Origin of the sequence: Methanobrevibacter sp. UBA417 (assembly GCF_002508845.1) — an archaeon.
GTDB classification, from domain to species: Archaea; Methanobacteriota; Methanobacteria; order Methanobacteriales; family Methanobacteriaceae; genus Methanobrevibacter_A; species Methanobrevibacter_A acididurans.
This window is the reverse complement of sequence record NZ_DAZC01000027.1, coordinates 178,195-196,033: the sequence shown is the minus strand read 5'-3', so window position 1 is coordinate 196,033 and position 17,839 is coordinate 178,195. Positions and strand designations below refer to the sequence as shown.

The window sequence follows — 17,839 nt, the reverse complement described above, 5'->3', positions numbered from 1 at the left end:
CTGAAGAATTAGAAGAATTATCTGCTGAAGAAAAAGAAGATTACTTAACTCAAGCAGCAATAAAATTCATAGGAAATCGTGTAGCAAAAGGTATGACTGAAGAATACAGAATCAAAAGAGCTGAAGATGTTATTGACAGATACTTATTACCACACATGGGAACCGAACCAGAAAGACGTCATGATAAAGCAATATACCTTGCAGAAATGACTGAAATGTTACTCCAAGTAATAGCTGGAGAAAGAGATCCCCATGATAAGGATCACTACACTAACAAAAGACTCAGAGTATCTGGAGATTTAATGGAAGATTTATTTAGAGTAGCTTTCACAAGTCTAACTAGAGATATGAGTTACCAATTAGAAAGAAGCTTATCACGTGGAAAAACATTATCTATTAAACAAGCAGTACGTTCAGATGTACTAACAGAAAATATTAAACATGCTATAGCAACAGGTAATTGGGTAGGTGGAAGAGCTGGAGTAAGTCAATTATTAGATAGAACCAGTTACATGGGAACACTTTCACATTTAAGACGTGTAGTATCCCCATTAACAAGAAGTCAACCCCACTTTGAAGCAAGAGATTTACACCCAACACAATTTGGTAAAATATGTCCAAATGAAACTCCAGAAGGACCTAATTGTGGATTAGTTAAAAACTTAGCATTATTATGTAAAATATCCGAAGGTTCAGACACTCAAGAAATAGTAGATACCATTGAATCAATGAATGTATTAAACAAATAATCAGGAGGAATTCCGTGACAGAAACAGCAAATCAAGTTAACAAAGCTAAAGTTTATATTAATGGGGAACTCATTGGTTCAGTAAACGACCCTATAGATTTCACTAAACAAATGAGAGAAAAAAGACGAGCTGGTGAAGTATCTGATGAAATGAACATAACCTATTATAATGATACTGATGAAATTTACATATTCAATGATCCAGGAAGAGCTCGAAGACCTTTAATCATAGTAGAAAATGGACTTCCATTACTTACAGAAGAACATTTAGATCAAGTTGAAAAAGGAAAAATCACTTGGAATGATTTAATAAACATGGGTTTAATTGAATATTTAGATGCAGAAGAAGAAGAAAATGCATACATAGCAATGACATTAAATGATTTAAATGAAGATATAACTCATTTAGAAATCGACCCATCTACTATGTTAGGTATATGTGCAGGAATCATCCCATTTTCAGATCACAATTCTTCTCCAAGAAATACCATGGAAGCAGGTATGACCAAACAAGCACTTGGATTATACGTATCAAATTATGCATTACGTACAGATACAAGAGCACACTTATTACATCATCCACAAACCCCTATAGTAAAAACAAGAATTATTGATGCAACCAATTATGATGCAAGACCATCAGGTCAAAACTTAGTAGTAGCATTAATGAGTTATGAAGGGTATAACATGGAAGATGCAATGATCCTAAACAAATCTTCTCTTGAAAGAGGAATGGGAAGAAGTTCATTTTTCAGATCATATGAAGCATCAGAAAGAAGATACCCTGGAGGACAAGAAGATAAATTCGAAGTCCCAGAAAAAGGAGTAAAAGGATACAGATCTGAAGAATCATACAGAAACTTAGATGAAGATGGAATAGTCAACCCAGAATCACATGTAGAATCTGGAGATGTATTAATCGGAAAAACAAGCCCTCCAAGATTCTTAGAAGAAATCGATGAATTCGGTACAGTAGCTGAAAAAAGACGAGAAACAAGTGTAACCGTAAGACACGGTGAAAAAGGTATAGTCGATGCAGTATTACTAACCGAAACTGTTGAAGGAAGTAAATTAACAAAAATCCGAGTAAGAGAAACAAGACAACCTGAATTCGGAGATAAATTCGCTTCAAGACACGGGCAAAAAGGGGTAGTTGGATTAATATTATCCCAAGAAGATGTACCATTCACAGAAGATGGAGTAATACCTGATATTATAGTAAACCCCCATGCGATACCATCAAGAATGTCTGTAGGACAAGTACTTGAAATGGTAGCAGGTAAAGCAGCTTGTTTAGAAGGAGAACGTATTGATGGAACACCATTCAATGATGATATTGAAGGCGAAATCAAACAAACCTTAAAAGACCATGGATTTGAATCTGCAGGTTGTGAATCATTATACAATGGTTCCACTGGAGAAAGAGTCGAAGCAGAAATATTTGTAGGAGTAGCATACTACCAAAAATTACACCACATGACAACAGATAAAGTTTACGCTCGTTCAAGAGGACCAGTACAAGTTCTCACACGCCAACCAACAGAAGGAAGAGCACGTGAAGGTGGTTTAAGATTTGGAGAAATGGAAAGAGATTGTCTTATAGCTCACGGAGCAGCATTATCATTAAAAGAAAGACTCTTAGATGAATCAGATAAGTATGAAGCAATCGTTTGTGACAATTGTGGTATGCTAGCAGTATACGATAAAAACAAAGATAAAAAATACTGCCCAATATGTGGCGATTCAGAATCTTACCCAGTAGAAATTTCATATGCATTTAAACTTTTACTCGATGAACTCAAAAGTTTATGTATCTTCCCTAAATTAGTATTAGGAGATAAAGCATAAGAAACTTAACAAAGACGGACTTATGATTACTAATAAAATATATTAAAAGGAGCTAATATTTTGCAAAAAGGAATTATAAAACAGATTAATGAAATAGATTTTGGATTAATGTCACCAGATGATATTCGGAAAATGTCTGTTGTTAAAATTGAAACTCCCGATACCTACGATGAAGATGGATACCCAATTGAAAATGGATTAATGGATCCTCATTTAGGTGTTATAGACCCAAGTTTAAAATGTAGAACCTGTGGTTTTAGAGGAGGAGAATGTCAAGGGCACTTTGGAAGTATCGACTTAGCAAGACCTGTAATACATGTAGGTTTTGGAGATATTATTCATAAAATCTTACGTTCAACTTGTAATGAATGTGGAAGAATCCTTTTAGATGATTCTGAAATTGAAACCTACACAAATAAAATGAATGAATTAAAAGAAAATGGGGAAAATCTAAACGGCTTAATTAAAGAAATCTATAATGTAGCACGTAAAGATGAATGTCCACATTGTGGAGCAGAACAAGAAGCTGTTAAAATAGATAAACCAATATCTATCATTCAAGGAGATTACAAGTTAACTGCATCTGAAGTAAGAGAAAAATTAGAAAGAATCAAAGATGAAGATGCTTACATTTTAGGAGTAAACCCTGAAGTAGCACGTCCAGAATGGATGGTATTAACAGTATTACCAGTACCTCCAGTAACTGTAAGACCTTCAATCACTTTAGATACTGGTGAAAGATCTGAAGATGATTTAACCCATAAATTAGTTGATATTTTAAGAATCAACCAAAGATTAATAGAAAACATGGAAGCAGGAGCTCCACAATTAATTGTAGAAGATTTATGGGAATTATTACAATACCATGTAACAACTTACTTTGATAATGAAGCATCAGGAGTACCTCCAGCAAGACATCGATCTGGTCGTCCATTAAAAACCTTAGCTCAAAGATTAAAAGGTAAAGAAGGAAGATTCAGAAGTAACCTTTCAGGTAAACGTGTAAACTTTTCAGCACGTACTGTAATTAGTCCAGATCCAAACATTAGTATTAATGAAGTTGGAGTACCTGAAATGATTGCAAAAGAAGTAACTGTTCCAACTTATGTTAATGAATGGAATATTAACAAAATGAAAGAACATGTTCTTAATGGACCAAATAAACATCCTGGAGCTAACTATGTAATCAGATTAGACGGTCGAAAAATGAGAGTCTATGATGAAAACAAAGAAAACATAGCAGAAAGCTTAGAACCGGGATGGATTATAGAAAGACATTTAAAAGACGGAGATGTTGTTCTATTCAATCGTCAACCATCACTTCACAGAATGAGTATGATGGCACATGAAGTAAAAGTTTTACCATATAAAACATTCAGACTCAACCTTTGTGTATGTCCTCCATACAATGCAGATTTCGATGGGGATGAAATGAACATGCACGTATTCCAAACAGATGAATCTCGTGCAGAAGCAAAATCATTAATGAGAGTACAAGAACATATTCTCTCTCCTCGTTTTGGTGGTCCAATTATTGGTGCTATCCACGATCATATTAGTGGAGCATACTTATTAACCCGTGATGGATCAACATTTACTGAAGAACAAGCTTTCCAAATAATCAGAAAATCCCATTTAGCAATACCTAAACGTAAATATGAAGATTGGACTGGAAAAGAATTATTCAGTTTACTCCTACCAGATGATCTTAATATGCATTATAAAGCAGAAATCTGTAGACATTGTGATGAATGTTTAGGAACTTCATGTGAAAATGATGCATATGTTGTTATTGAAAATGGGGTTCTCGAATACGGAGCTATAGATGAAAAAGCATATGGTTCATTCAGTGGTAAAATCTTAGATAAAATTGTTAAGGAATATGGTCCTGATCGAGCTAGAGAATTCTTAGATCGTTCAACTGATTTAGCTATTTGTGGAATCATGAAAACAGGAATCACAACAAGTACTAATGATGAAGAAATTCCAGAAGAAGCTAGTGACAGAATTGAAGCACGTTTAGATCAAGCTGAAGAAAACGTAGATAAATTAGTTAAAGCTTTTGATGCTGGTGAATTAGAAGCATTACCTGGTAGAAGTTTAGAAGAAACTTTAGAAATGAAAATCATGCAAGTTCTTGGTGAAGCTCGGGATAAATCTGGGGAAATTGCTGAAGCATACTTTGGAATGGATAACCACAGTGTAGTAATGGCACGTACTGGTGCAAGAGCATCTATGCTTAACTTAACTCAGATAACTGCTTGTGTAGGACAACAATCTGTTCGTGGGGGTCGTATCCACAGAGGTTATATTGAAAGAACTTTACCTCACTTCAGAAGAAACGAATTAGGTGCTAAAGCTAAAGGATTTGTTCATTCAAGTTATAAAGAAGGATTAGATCCAATAGAATTCTTTTTCCACGCTATGGGAGGAAGAGAAGGGCTTGTTGATACAGCTATTCGTACAGCACAATCTGGTTATATGCAAAGAAGACTTGTAAATGCTTTACAAGATTTAAAAGTTAAAGAAAATGGGTTAGTAACAGATAATAGAGGAAAAGTTGTTCAAACCATGTTCGGAGAAGATGGAGTAGATCCAGCAAAAAGTGATTATGGACATGCAGCAGACCTTGATAAACTAATTGATGAAATGAGAGTTAAAAAATAAATTCAGGAGTAAGGTTAGTATGGCAGAAGAAATGGATAAAGCAATAACTAAAGTAGAAAAAGTTCTTAAAAAGAGAAAAATCGATTTTCCTGAAAAATATGTTCTCAGTCTTGCAGATGCTTATGTAAGAAGAGATTTAACTGATAAAGAATTAGATAAATTAATAGTTAAAGTCGAAGAAGCCTATGAACGAGCTCATGTTGAAGCTGGGGAGGCTGTTGGAACTGTAGCTGCACAATCTGTAGGAGAACCTGGTACTCAGATGACCATGCGTACTTTTCACTACGCAGGGGTAGCAGAATTAAACGTTACCTTAGGTCTACCAAGACTTATAGAAATTGTTGATGCAAGAAAGAAAATTTCAACTCCAACAATGGATATTTACTTTGAAGAAGAATACAATAACGATGAAGAATTTGTTAAAAAATTAGCAAACCGAATCGGTAAAAGTACAATCAATGATGTCATTAAAGATTTCAATTTAAATTATGCTGAAATGAATGTTCAAGCAGAATTAGATGTTGAAAAAATTCAAGAAAAAAGACTTGACTATGATGATATAATTGCAAGTATAGAAAAAGCTTTTAAGAAAGTAAATATAAAAGACAACATGCTTACATTTGAACCTTCAAAACAATCAATTCGTGAACTAAGACTTCTCTCAGATAAAGTACGTGATTTACAAGTAAGTGGTATTAAAAATATCGGAAAAGTAATTATACGTAAAGAAGATGAATTCACAATACATACAGAAGGATCAAATTTAGGTCAAGTTTTAAAAATAGAAGGTATTGACAAATTTAGAACTTCCACTAATGATATATACGAAATAGAAAACGTTCTTGGTATAGAAGCAGCTCGTAACGCAATCATACATGAAACCTCTAGAACTCTCGGAGAACAAGGGTTAAGTGTTGATATAAGACACATAATGTTAGTTGCAGATATGATGACTCACCAAGGAGTAGTTAACTCTATAGGAAGACATGGAATTAGTGGAGAAAAATCAAGTGTTCTTGCTCGTGCTGCATTCGAAGAAACCAGTAAACATTTACTTCATGCAAGTATAAGAGGAGAAGTTGATCATTTAACCGGTGTAATAGAAAATATTATTATTGGACAACCAATACCCCTTGGTACTGGCTCAGCTAGTGTCATAATGAAACCAAATAAATAAAGGAGGCAGATGATGGACGTAGATAGAGGAATAAGAGTCGCAGTAGACACAGGAGATGTCACATTAGGCTCAGAAAAAGCAATTCAATCTTTAAAATTAGGAAGAGGTTTATTAGCTGTAGTAGCAGCAAACAGTCCTAAAGAAATTAAAGAAGATGTTGAATACTATTCAAAACTTTCTGAAATACCATTCATAACATATGAAGGTACCAGTGTAGAATTAGGTTCTGTTTGTGGAAAACCATTCACAGTAGCAACTTTAATCATTAACGATCCAGGAGATTCTACTATATTAGAAATATTGGGGTAGATTTAATTGTCTATTAAATTTAATGCAAATGAAATCAGATACATAGCTCTCTTTGAGAGTTTAACTGGTGCAATGGTAAAAGATTGTATCATTGATGAAGATAATAGTAAAGTAACCTTTGTTGTTAAAAATGGAGACATGGGCTTAGCTATCGGTAAAGGTGGAAGCACAGTCAACAAAGTTCAAAAAGCTGTAGATAAAGGTGTTGAAATCATCGAATTTTCAGAAGATCCAACAACTTTCATAAAAAATATTTTAGCTCCAGCAGAACTTAAAAACATTAAAGTTCTCCAAAAAGAAACAGGTGAAAAAATAGCTACAGTTGCAACAGACTCTGTTAACAAACGTATTGCCATTGGTAAAAACGGTGTTAACATAGAAAGAGCTAAACTTTTAGCTAAAAGACAACATAATATAAGTAATATCATTTTAAAATAAATAATGATATTACTTATTTTTTCTTTTTTTAAAAATATTTAATAATTAAATTAACTAAAAACTTATTTCTAAAATAGATTTTTTTCAAAAAATAAACTTGAAAAAACATAACATATATAAATGTAGTAAAACATAATTATTGATATTATAGGTATGGTTACATAAACCAAATTTTAATGTTATAAAAAAAATGTATTTAGTAAATACTATGAAGCTAAATGTGTGCAATTTAGTTACAATAGAAATTTCCTTTATAACAAAAAACCTATTAAAATTAAATAAATCCATAAATCAACATATTGTATAAAAATTAAATAATACTAATTTTTTAAAATCAATTTGTTTTAACACTTAAAATTAATCAACTAATAATTAATCAGTGTTAACGTTATTTATTTAATGAAAAAATAATCCAAAAACTAAATATAAAAAAATTATATTACTAAATATAATTAGCTAATTATATTAAAAAATACAATTTATAAACCTTCAAATTAGTTTTAAAACTAAAATAAGGTATTATTACAAAAAAAATAGATTCTATAATTATAATATCTATTATAAATTAGAAATTTAGATTGCTATAAAAAAGATTATATTGTGAAGAAAGAAAATTTTATAGTAAATCGCAGCGGTGGATTTCTAATTCATAATCATGAATTATATTATTATAATCTTTCACAGACAAAAGAAAAAGAGGATATAATATGCCAGGACTTTTTGCTGCAAAAAAATTAAAAAGTAAAAGACAACATTTTAAATGGAAAGATGTGGAATACAAAAGAAAAGCTTTAAGATTAGATGTTAAAGCAGATCCTTTAGAAGGAGCTCCACAAGCACGAGGAATTGTAATTGAAAAAGTAGGAATAGAAGCAAAACAACCTAACTCTGCAATTCGTAAATGTGTACGTGTTCAATTAATTAAGAACGGTAAACAATTAACAGCATTCGCTCCAGGGGACAATGCTATAGGATTTATCGATGAGCACGATGAAGTAATGATTGAAGGAATCGGAGGACCATCCGGAAGATCCATGGGAGATATTCCTGGGGTTCGTTGGAAAGTATCTAAAGTTAATAATGTAGCTTTAGAACAAATGGTATCTGGAAAAATTGAAAAACCAGTAAGATAAGTGAGGTAATCCGTATGAGTCAAATTTTTGAAAAATATGAATTAGATGATGTTAAAATTTCTGATTTAGGTTTAAATGGATACATCTGCTTAGATGAAACCATTGTTCCTCATACATCAGGTCGACATGTTAAAAGACAATTTGCAAAATCTAAAGTATCTATCGTAGAAAGATTAATGAACAAATTAATGAGAACTGAAAGAAATTCTGGTAAAAAAAATAAAGCATACATTACAGTAAGAGATGCATTAGAAATTATTCAAAAGAAAACCAAACAAAATCCAGTTCAAATCTTAGTAAAAGCTGTAGAAAAATCTGCACCTCGTGAAGAAACTACTCGTATTAAATACGGTGGAATAGGATACCAAGTAGCTGTAGATATTTCCCCACAAAGAAGAGTAGATTTAGCATTAGGTTTCATAAGTTTAGGAACAATGCAATCAGCATTCAAAAACAAACAATCTATGGCACAATGTTTAGCTAATGAATTATTAATGGCTTCAAATGAAGATTCTAGAAGCTTTGCATTACGTAAGAAAGAAGAAAAAGAAAGAGTAGCAAAAGCTGCACATTAAGTGTTAAAATAACACAAAAAATTATTATTATAGGTGATTATTTTGAGTAGACGAGATAAAATGATTGAAAAGATCAAGGATTTAATGTACAAACCAGAATCTATTAGAAACATTGGTATTGTAGCACACATTGATCATGGTAAAACAACATTATCTGATAACTTACTTGCAGGTGCAGGAATGATTTCTGAAGAACTTGCAGGGGATCAAAGATTCTTAGATTTCGATGAACAAGAACAAGCACGTGGTATCACAATCGATGCAGCAAACGTATCCATGGTTCACCATTATGATGGTAAAGAATACTTAATCAACTTAATTGATACTCCAGGACACGTTGATTTCGGTGGAGACGTAACTCGTGCAATGAGAGCAGTAGATGGAGCTGTAGTTGTAGTATGTGCTGTTGAAGGTATCATGCCCCAAACTGAAACTGTATTAAGACAAGCATTAAAAGAACATGTTAAACCTGTTTTATTCATCAACAAGGTAGATAGATTAATTAATGAATTAAAATTAGAACCTGATGAATTACAAAACAGATTCCTTAAAATCATAGCTGAAGCAAACAAACTCGTAAAAAATGTAGCTCCAGAAGAATTTAGAGATGCATGGAAATTTGATGTAGCAGATGGAAGTGTAGCATTTGGATCAGCTTACCATAACTGGGCTATAAATGTTCCAATCATGCAAAAAACTAAAATCAACTTCAAAGATATCATAGACTACTGTAATGATGATAAACAAAAAGAATTAGCTCACAAAGTACCAATCACAGAAGTATTACTTGGTATGGTAGTAGAACACTTACCTAGTCCAAAAGAATCCCAAGCATATCGTGTACCACACATCTGGGATGGAGACATTGAAAGTCCTGCAGGACAAACCATGACAACTACTGACCCTGATGGACCATTAGCAGTAATGGTAACCAATGTAACTGTAGATAAACATGCAGGAGAAGTTGCTACTGGAAGAGTATACGGAGGTACCATATCTAAAGGTACAGAAGTATTCTTAGTAGGTGGACATGCAAAAGCTAGAGTTCAACAAGTAGGTGTCTACTTCGGACCAGAAAGAGTTAATACCGATAATGTACCAGCAGGTAACATTGTATATGTTGCTGGTGCAAGAGGCGCAATAGCAGGGGAAACCATTTGTGATCCTGAACACAAAATTGTAGAATTTGAAGGATTAGAACACATATCCGAACCTGTAGTAACCGTTGCTGTAGAAGCTAAAAACACAAAAGATTTACCAAAACTTATTGAAGTATTAAGACAAGTAGCTAAAGAAGATCCAACAATTCATGTAGAAATTAATGAAGAAACTGGAGAACACTTAGTATCTGGTATGGGAGAACTTCACTTAGAAGTTATCAGTTACAGAATCAACGAAAAAGGTGTAGATATACAAACTTCTGAACCAATCGTTGTATACAGAGAAACTGTATCTGCAAAAGCAGGCCCAGTTGAAGGTAAATCTCCAAACAAACATAACAGATTCTATATTACCGTTGAACCTTTAGATGATGAATTATTCAAAGCAATGCAAAAAGGTAAAATAAAAGAAGGTAAAGTCAAAGGTAAAGAATCTGCTGCAGAATTCCAAGAATATGGAATGGAAAAAGATGAAGCTAAAAAAGTATGGGATGTTTACAATAAGAGTGTATTCATAAATGCAACTCGTGGTATCCAATACTTAGATGAAGTAAAAGAACTCCTTATTGAAGGATTCGAATCTGCTTTAGATGATGGTCCAGTTGCAAATGAAATTGCAATGGGATTAAAATTCAAATTAGTAGATGCAAAACTTCACGAAGATGCAGTTCACAGAGGACCAGCACAAGTATTACCATCTATCAGAAAAGCTGTTTATGGATCTATCATGTTAGCAAAACCTACATTACTTGAACCTATGCAAAAAGTATTCATCAACACTCCATCTGAATACATGGGATCATGTACTAGAGAAATTCAAAACAGAAGAGGTCAAATTGTTGACATGACTCAAGACAGAGACATGGTCAGTATTGAATCTAAAGTACCTGTAGCTGAAATGTTTGGATTTGCAGGTGATATTAGATCCGCTGCAGAAGGTAGATGTTTATGGTCTACTGAAATGGCAGGATTCGAAAGATTACCTGGAGAATTACAATCTAAAATTATTAGAGAAATCAGACAAAGAAAAGGATTATCTGCTGAACCTTATGGAGCAGAACATTACTTAGGATAAATCACTTTACGATTTCAAATTAATATTATTAGATTAATTAAAATTAAAAAATTCAAATCAAATAAACTCTGAAAATGATTAATAATAATAAAATTATTATGATTCAGAGTAATGATTTTTATTTATTAAATCAAGATTTATATTATGAAAAAAATATATAAACATTAAAGTTATATATTATGAAAAATAATATCAATTATTGTATATATTGTTAAGTAACTTTACTTAACCAATAAAGAAATTATACTAATAAAAAATTAATTTATTAAAATGAGGTTTTTATAATGGCAAAAGCAAAAGAACATATAAACTTAGCATTTATTGGACACGTTGACCACGGTAAATCCACTCTTGTTGGACACATGTTATTAGAAGCAGGTGCAATCGCGGAACAACAATTAGATGACGGTGAAAACAAATTCAGATTTGTTATGGATAAATTAGGAGAAGAAAGAGAAAGAGGAGTAACTATTGATTTAGCTCACCAAAAATTCTCCACAAACAAATATGATTTTACTGTAGTAGATTGTCCTGGACACAGAGATTTCGTTAAAAACATGATCACTGGAGCATCCCAAGCAGATGCAGCTGTATTAGTAGTAGCTGCAGACGATGGTGTAATGCCACAAACAAAAGAACATGTTTTCTTATCTAAAACTTTAGGTATCAATCAATTAATCGTAGCAGTAAACAAAATGGATGTTGTAGATTACAGTGAAGACAAATATAATGAAGTAAAGAAAGATGTTTCTACTTTAATTAAATCTATTGGATTCAAACCTGATCAAGTACCTTTCATCCCATTATCTGCATTTGAAGGAGACAACATTAAAGAAAAAAGTCCAAACATGACTTGGTATAAAGGAGATGCACTCATACCTGCATTAGACAAACTTAATGCACCTGAAAAACCTTTAACCTTACCTTTAAGAGTACCTGTACAAGATGTATACTCCATTACTGGAGTTGGAACTGTACCTGTTGGAAGAGTTGAAACTGGTGTAATGAAACAAGGAGATAACGTAATATTCGAACCTGCAGGAGCTTCCGGAGAAGTAAAATCTGTAGAAGAACACCACGAAGCATTACCTCAAGCAGAACCTGGAGACAATGTCGGATTTAACGTACGTGGAGTAGGTAAAAACGATATTAGAAGAGGAGATGTAGCTGGACATGTTTCCGATGCACCTGCTGTTGCAAAAGAATTTGATGCACAAATTGTTGTATTACAACACCCAGGAGTTATCACTGTAGGATACACCCCAGTATTCCACTGCCACACTTCTCAAGTAGCTTGTACTTTCATTGAATTAACAAAGAAAATCAACCCAGCTACTGGTCAAGTTGAAGAAGAAAACCCTGACTTCTTAAAAACTGGTAACTCTGCATTTGTTAAAATACGACCTACAAAACCTATGGTTATTGAAGATGCAAGAAAAATCCCTCAAATGGGAAGATTCGCAATCAGAGATATGGGTCAAACCGTTGCTGCAGGAGTATGTATTGCAGTAACTCCAGCTAAATAAGTTGGATAACAATTAAAATCAGTATAAAAGAACATTATAAAAATCCTACATCCTCCCAATATTATGGAAGGATGTAATTAATTTTTTATCTTTTATAATAGATTTTTGAGCCTTTTTATTTTTTTTGGAGGATAAGATGAATCAAGCAAGAATCAAGCTTACAGGAACAGACCCTGAAAAACTCAATTATGTTTGCGATCAACTTAAAAAGATTGCAGAACGTACAGGTGTAGATATTTCAGGCCCAATCCCATTACCAACTAAAAAATTAGTTGTGCCTACCCGTAAATCTCCTGATGGAGAAGGAAAAGCATCATGGGAAAAATGGGAATTACGTATTCATAAACGATTAATCGGTATTGGTGCTGATGAAAGAGCAATGAGACAAGTAATGAAAGTCAATGTTCCAGATAATGTAAGTATCGAAATCGAATTAAAAAGTTAATTAAATGAATCTAAAGATATAATTTGTAGCTAAAAATAAAATTATTTTTATTAAGTGTTTAGCACAATTTTATACCCCATTCATTTTTATTTATCAATAATTTTAATAATATACTATTGCCAAGATAGCCTAGCCAGGTAAGGCGCAGGACTTGAGATCCTGTGGAGATTCTCTCCGCCTGGGTTCAAATCCCAGTCTTGGCGTTTATTTCATATATCTTTTTTTAAATTTTTATTCTTTATTTTCTAATTTTTAAAAATGCTTAAATATTACTCAATTTTTTAAACTCTTTAAATTTAAATAACCCTTAAGTATTAAGCTAATAATGAGAACACTTAATGTTTTAATTTAATAAGTAATTCATTTAAACTATTAATAATGTATTCTTCATCTAAATCATTAATATGGGGCCTATCAACTAATACAATATCTATTCCAAATTCATTTGCAGCACTAATCTTCTCAAAAAGACCTCCAGTTTCACCACTTTCCTTTGTAATAATAACTTTAGCATTAAATTTATTAATTAAAAACATATTCTCTTCTTTAGTTGAAACACCATCCATAAATAAAACATGACTAGGATCAATATTTAATTCTTCACACTTCACAATAGAAGACTTTACATTTAAAACACGAGGATAAAAAAAGTCTTTATTCACATACTTTAAAACATCACTCATAGTGTTAGCACCAGCAAAATGCAAAACATTTTCATTATCCCTATTTAAATCTTCTACAATAAATCTTCCAGCTTCAACAAAAGAATCAACATGATAAAGAGAATTAGTATTAACACACTTTAAATTAAAAGGAGGTCTCTCAAAACGAATATATTCAATATCTACAATCTTAGAAATTTCAATTGCAGTTTGACTTATATGTGAAGCAAAGGGATGAGTAGCATCAATTAAAAAATCAAAATCCCCATTACTTATAATTTTTAAAATTTCATCTTTAACTAAAGGTTTACAAATAACATCATCACTACCCCTACTCAAAGATAATTCACCACCATATTTAGTAGTAGTTGTAGTTAAAATATAAGAATCATTAAAATTATCCTTAATTAACTTAATAATATCAGTTGCATCCTTTGTTCCACCAAGTAAAAAAATATTCAAATAAAACCCCATCCTAACTTTAATAAAAAAACTTTTTTTTTAAACAAATATTAAGGGTAAATATAAAAACTAACCTTTTTAAAATTCTTTAAATGCATATTCTTACCTTTAACATTTAAATCCTCACCACTTAAAGGTTTAATAATAATAGAAGAATTAATCTTTTCAGATAAATCAATTAAATAAGGTTGAATTTCATAAGGAGGACGTATAGAATAAATTAAATCCACACCTTCATAAATAGATAAATCAGGTTCCATAATATCATCTTTAACTACACTACTATCTGCAGGATTAATATCAACTTTAATTAAATCAATATTTTCACAAGCAATTAAATAGTTAGATATATCAAAAAACTTCCCTACACCTATTTCAACCACTTTAAAATTTTCTCTATCTTCCCCTAAATTTTTAATATATTCTCCTAAACCATCCCACAAATTAGTACATCTCCCTAAAAATAATTTCTCTCAAAAATATTTATCTAAAGAATCAGTATATAAACCATGTATAATAAAATTTTTTAAAAGAAATAAATAAATTAATAATAAAATTAAATAATAAAACATTATATAAATTAATAATAAAATTTTAAGGTTAATATAAAAAATGATTATAAGAAAATTTCAATACTCCGACTTAAAAAAAGTGTATGAAATAGAAGAAATGTCCTTTTCAGAACCTTACAATACAGATATTTTATTAAAATTATATGAATTAGGAGTAGGGTTTTTAGTTGCAGAAGAAGATAGTGAAATTGTAGGATATATACTATTTTGGATAAAAGAAATAGATAATGGTCATATCATATCCTTAGCTGTAGATAAAAATTATAGAGGAACTAAAGTCGGAACAAGATTATTACAAACAGCAATAAATATATTCATAGACAGTGGGATATATAAAATTAATTTAGAAGTTAAAACACAAAACTATAAAGCTATAACATTTTATAAATCATTAGGATTTGTAGTTGACCGTGAAGAAATAAACTATTATGAAGATGGATCTAATGCATTTAAAATGCACTTAGACTGCCCATCATAAAAATAAATTTTCTAAAAATTCTTTCCCAGTTTCAGTTTTAAAAATTTTAGATTCAACACTAAAAATACTAGATTTACTAGAATTTTCTTCATAAAGATTCACTAAAAAATCAGCTTCAACTAAAATTTGAAAATCCACACCATCAATTTTATTATAACTATGATGATTACCTATAAGAAAAATTACTCTTTCAATAAAATCATTAGAAAAATCATATTTAATAAGTAATTTTTTAGCTAAAGCAGGACCTAACTCTTCTTGATGTTTACCATTAGAATCCCCATACTTTATTTCACTTTCTTTAATACCAATATCATGAAGAATACATGCTACTTCAATAATTCTTAAAGTCTCATTAGAAACATTTTCTAATTCTCCAATAGTTTTACCGAAAGCATAAACTTTTAAAAAATGATTGATCCGTTTACAATCACCTTTAAAAATTTTTATCATTTCATTAATTAATTTTTCATTAGTCATAAAAAATATAATTCCTCACAATTCATTTATTAAAAAAAATTTTCATGATTAAATATCTACATTATTTATAATTCTATCTTCAATATCTTCATAATGATTATATTCTGCTATATAATTTTTTTTCTCTTCATTTAATTGATTTTTATACTCCTTAACCTTTTCTTCATCCTTTAAGAAGTCTATCTGATTAAAAGGGTAAGAATCCTTAATTTTAATTAAATCTTTATTAATAATTTCTATTCTAATTTTTAATAAATTAATCAATTCTAATAATTCTTTAATATTTTTTTCTTTAGATTTAGGAAAATTACTATTAATTGTCATAACTTTTATTGATTTAATAGTATTAAAATCATAATTTTCATAAGCTTCTATAACATTTAATAAATAATTTTCCATAGTATAATCAAAATTATCCACTAAATCAGGATGTAAAAGAAGAAGAGTTTCCTTATAAACATGGTTTAATTTTTTAAAATCTTCTCCCTTTAACTCTTCTTTCAGTCCATGATTTTTAGTCACAGTCAATTTAGCTGATATTTCCTTTAAATATTCATTTTGTTTCCCAAATTCATTTTCAATTTGTTCATCAATTTCAAAAAGATTCAACCTAGATTTTCTATTCAATTGTTTCTCAATTAAACCTATTTTCATCTTAATTTTCTCACATTCTATTCTATTAGTTTCTATTTTCTGTTTTAAACTACCAAATTTTAGAATGTAATCTGTATCCAAATTAGGACAAACATGTAATTGTAAATGGTCCATTAAAACTATTTTTTCAGCTAGTTTATCTCTTAAAAGATTAACCTCATTTTTTAATGTTAAAATTCGGGTATTTTCATTCATATAATCACATTTCATCTATGTCTTCTATTCCTAGGTCTTCTTCTTGAGTATCGTTTTTTACGTCTACGTTTTAATACAGAATTTCGAACAAGAATAACACCAACTATTATTATAAGTATAACAATTCCAATAGTGACTAAAGTTGCATTAGTATTATCATAATACTTATGGAAATCTGCCTCTTGAGGAAGTACCATTTTGGATGAACTTGTTTGATCTTCAGTTAATAAAGCAAAATTATAAACTAAGTCATAGTAACCTATACGTGCGCCATCATAATTAATATAATTAGGAGCTCGCCCATTTTCATCCATATAATCAACAACAATATCAGACATATTCACATAATCTTGTAGTGAATATTGATTATGATTAAAGGAAGAATATTTCTCAGGATTACTTGGTGGGGAATAATCATCTGGAGTGTTTAAAGAGTAACCTGCAATGTAAGAGGAAGTCATATATAAGATTTGTTGTGTGGTATAACTACCATAACTAGTTTCCATTTTTGCAGGATATCCATCCACTATTTTTTGACTATCTTCAGCCATATACTTAGGATCCATCTTATGATAAGAAATTAAATTAGTATCAAGAGTACCACCACTATTTCCACTTTCAACAACTTTTATAATAGAATCTGCTAAGTATTTATTAACAGTATCACTACTTTCTGAAATTCCATTTTCATCAACTTCATTAGGTAAAGCTTGACAAGGTTGTATTAAATTTATTCCTGCTTCAGTTAAAAGGGTCCCAGGTTTTTGAATATTAGCAAATGAACTATTAGAATAATTGTCATCATAAGATCTTCTTAAAAAGTTAATATTAGTTAAATCTAAAGTACCTGCATTAACATAAACAATTTTTTTATTTGAAAGACTGGATGATGCTTTAGCTAGGTTAAGTAGATTAGCAGCATCTGCATAAGCTATAGCTACACTAACATCGGCATCAGCTTGAATTGCACGATCACCTTCACCAGGGTTAGATGCACTACTATCAATAATTACATTTATTTGCCCATTACTTTCCTGTTCAATATAATTTTTTATTTCATTTAACATGTTAATGTCTTGATCATTACCTTGCATGTTATCACATGTTAAAAAAACTGTTGTAGCATTTACATCTTCTGCCATAACTGGAACAATAATCAAAAGAATTAATAATATAAACGTAATAATTTTCCACTTCATAAAAATCTTATAATCCTTTCATTTTTTTATTTAAAA

17 protein-coding genes and 1 tRNA gene are annotated in these 17,839 nt (G+C 30.8%); 13 read left to right on the top strand and 5 right to left on the bottom strand.

Features of this window, described 5'->3' with window-relative positions:
• The 12 genes from BP769_RS05530 to BP769_RS05475 all read left to right on the top strand — a co-directional run.
• Positions 1-749 (top strand): DNA-directed RNA polymerase subunit B'' (locus tag BP769_RS05530; protein WP_413862211.1); only part of this gene is annotated, 749 nt, incomplete at its 5' end.
• A gap of 14 nt (positions 750-763) precedes the next feature.
• Positions 764-2,596, top strand: a complete 1,833-nt coding sequence (gene rpoB / locus BP769_RS05525; protein WP_409198574.1) for a DNA-directed RNA polymerase subunit B — start codon at positions 764-766, stop codon at positions 2,594-2,596.
• Positions 2,597-2,653: 57 nt separating this feature from the next.
• Positions 2,654-5,263 (top strand): DNA-directed RNA polymerase subunit A', encoded by a 2,610-nt coding sequence (locus BP769_RS05520; RefSeq protein WP_409199065.1) that lies wholly within the window; start codon positions 2,654-2,656, stop codon positions 5,261-5,263.
• Between the two features lie 19 nt (positions 5,264-5,282).
• Positions 5,283-6,440, top strand: coding sequence for a DNA-directed RNA polymerase subunit A'' (gene rpoA2 / locus BP769_RS05515; RefSeq protein WP_409198575.1), 1,158 nt, complete (start codon positions 5,283-5,285; stop codon positions 6,438-6,440).
• 9 nt (positions 6,441-6,449) lie between these two features.
• Positions 6,450-6,749, top strand: a complete 300-nt coding sequence (locus BP769_RS05510) for a 50S ribosomal protein L30e (protein WP_409198576.1) — start codon at positions 6,450-6,452, stop codon at positions 6,747-6,749.
• Positions 6,750-6,755: 6 nt separating this feature from the next.
• Positions 6,756-7,187 (top strand): NusA-like transcription termination signal-binding factor, encoded by a 432-nt coding sequence (locus tag BP769_RS05505; RefSeq protein WP_413823839.1) that lies wholly within the window; start codon positions 6,756-6,758, stop codon positions 7,185-7,187.
• 707 nt (positions 7,188-7,894) lie between these two features.
• The gene (locus BP769_RS05500; RefSeq protein ID WP_409198578.1) at positions 7,895-8,320 is read left to right on the top strand and encodes a 30S ribosomal protein S12; all 426 of its coding nucleotides are present in this window, start codon (positions 7,895-7,897) and stop codon (positions 8,318-8,320) included.
• 14 nt (positions 8,321-8,334) lie between these two features.
• On the top strand, positions 8,335-8,895 hold the full coding sequence (locus tag BP769_RS05495) for a 30S ribosomal protein S7 (protein WP_409198579.1): 561 nt from the start codon (positions 8,335-8,337) through the stop codon (positions 8,893-8,895).
• 42 nt (positions 8,896-8,937) lie between these two features.
• On the top strand, positions 8,938-11,130 hold the full coding sequence (locus tag BP769_RS05490; protein WP_413829036.1) for an elongation factor EF-2: 2,193 nt from the start codon (positions 8,938-8,940) through the stop codon (positions 11,128-11,130).
• Positions 11,131-11,414: 284 nt separating this feature from the next.
• On the top strand, positions 11,415-12,656 hold the full coding sequence (tuf, locus tag BP769_RS05485; RefSeq protein ID WP_413825289.1) for a translation elongation factor EF-1 subunit alpha: 1,242 nt from the start codon (positions 11,415-11,417) through the stop codon (positions 12,654-12,656).
• 136 nt (positions 12,657-12,792) lie between these two features.
• On the top strand, positions 12,793-13,101 hold the full coding sequence (rpsJ, locus tag BP769_RS05480; RefSeq protein WP_409198582.1) for a 30S ribosomal protein S10: 309 nt from the start codon (positions 12,793-12,795) through the stop codon (positions 13,099-13,101).
• Positions 13,102-13,219: 118 nt separating this feature from the next.
• Positions 13,220-13,304 (top strand) — tRNA-Ser (locus BP769_RS05475).
• Between the two features lie 132 nt (positions 13,305-13,436).
• On the opposite strand, the gene cobK is transcribed toward BP769_RS05475, so the two are convergent.
• Entirely contained in the window at positions 13,437-14,225 is a 789-nt protein-coding gene (gene cobK / locus BP769_RS05470) for a precorrin-6A reductase (RefSeq protein WP_413825287.1), read from the bottom strand.
• Between the two features lie 50 nt (positions 14,226-14,275).
• Positions 14,276-14,668 (bottom strand): UPF0146 family protein, encoded by a 393-nt coding sequence (locus tag BP769_RS05465; RefSeq protein WP_413825284.1) that lies wholly within the window; start codon positions 14,666-14,668, stop codon positions 14,276-14,278.
• A gap of 169 nt (positions 14,669-14,837) precedes the next feature.
• Between BP769_RS05465 and rimI the strand changes: the two genes are divergently transcribed.
• Positions 14,838-15,275: a ribosomal protein S18-alanine N-acetyltransferase gene (rimI, locus tag BP769_RS05460; protein WP_413825282.1), complete on the top strand. Its 438-nt coding sequence runs from the start codon at positions 14,838-14,840 to the stop codon at positions 15,273-15,275.
• Here rimI and BP769_RS05455 read toward each other — a convergent pair.
• The 3 genes from BP769_RS05455 to BP769_RS05445 are packed head-to-tail and all read right to left on the bottom strand — an operon-like array spanning position 15,270 to position 17,803.
• The gene (locus BP769_RS05455; RefSeq protein WP_413825280.1) at positions 15,270-15,755 is read right to left on the bottom strand and encodes an HD domain-containing protein; all 486 of its coding nucleotides are present in this window, start codon (positions 15,753-15,755) and stop codon (positions 15,270-15,272) included. The genes rimI and BP769_RS05455 overlap by 6 nt on opposite strands.
• A 48-nt stretch (positions 15,756-15,803) precedes the next feature.
• The gene (locus tag BP769_RS05450) at positions 15,804-16,619 is read right to left on the bottom strand and encodes a hypothetical protein (protein WP_413862209.1); all 816 of its coding nucleotides are present in this window, start codon (positions 16,617-16,619) and stop codon (positions 15,804-15,806) included.
• Positions 16,616-17,803 (bottom strand): adhesin, encoded by a 1,188-nt coding sequence (locus BP769_RS05445; protein ID WP_413825276.1) that lies wholly within the window; start codon positions 17,801-17,803, stop codon positions 16,616-16,618. Before BP769_RS05445 ends, BP769_RS05450 begins: the two co-directional genes overlap by 4 nt.
• Positions 17,804-17,839 lie beyond the last annotated feature (36 nt).

Coding starts and splice junctions, on each gene's coding strand:
- rpoA2 (WP_409198575.1), top strand. CDS start 5,283: ATGGCAGAAGAAATGGATAAAGCAATAACTAAAGTAGAAAAAGTTCTT.
- BP769_RS05510 (WP_409198576.1), top strand. CDS start 6,450: ATGATGGACGTAGATAGAGGAATAAGAGTCGCAGTAGACACAGGAGAT.
- BP769_RS05500 (WP_409198578.1), top strand. CDS start 7,895: ATGCCAGGACTTTTTGCTGCAAAAAAATTAAAAAGTAAAAGACAACAT.
- BP769_RS05495 (WP_409198579.1), top strand. CDS start 8,335: ATGAGTCAAATTTTTGAAAAATATGAATTAGATGATGTTAAAATTTCT.
- tuf (WP_413825289.1), top strand. CDS start 11,415: ATGGCAAAAGCAAAAGAACATATAAACTTAGCATTTATTGGACACGTT.
- rpsJ (WP_409198582.1), top strand. CDS start 12,793: ATGAATCAAGCAAGAATCAAGCTTACAGGAACAGACCCTGAAAAACTC.
- rimI (WP_413825282.1), top strand. CDS start 14,838: ATGATTATAAGAAAATTTCAATACTCCGACTTAAAAAAAGTGTATGAA.
- BP769_RS05455 (WP_413825280.1), bottom strand. CDS start 15,755: ATGACTAATGAAAAATTAATTAATGAAATGATAAAAATTTTTAAAGGT.
- BP769_RS05450 (WP_413862209.1), bottom strand. CDS start 16,619: ATGAAATGTGATTATATGAATGAAAATACCCGAATTTTAACATTAAAA.
- BP769_RS05445 (WP_413825276.1), bottom strand. CDS start 17,803: ATGAAGTGGAAAATTATTACGTTTATATTATTAATTCTTTTGATTATT.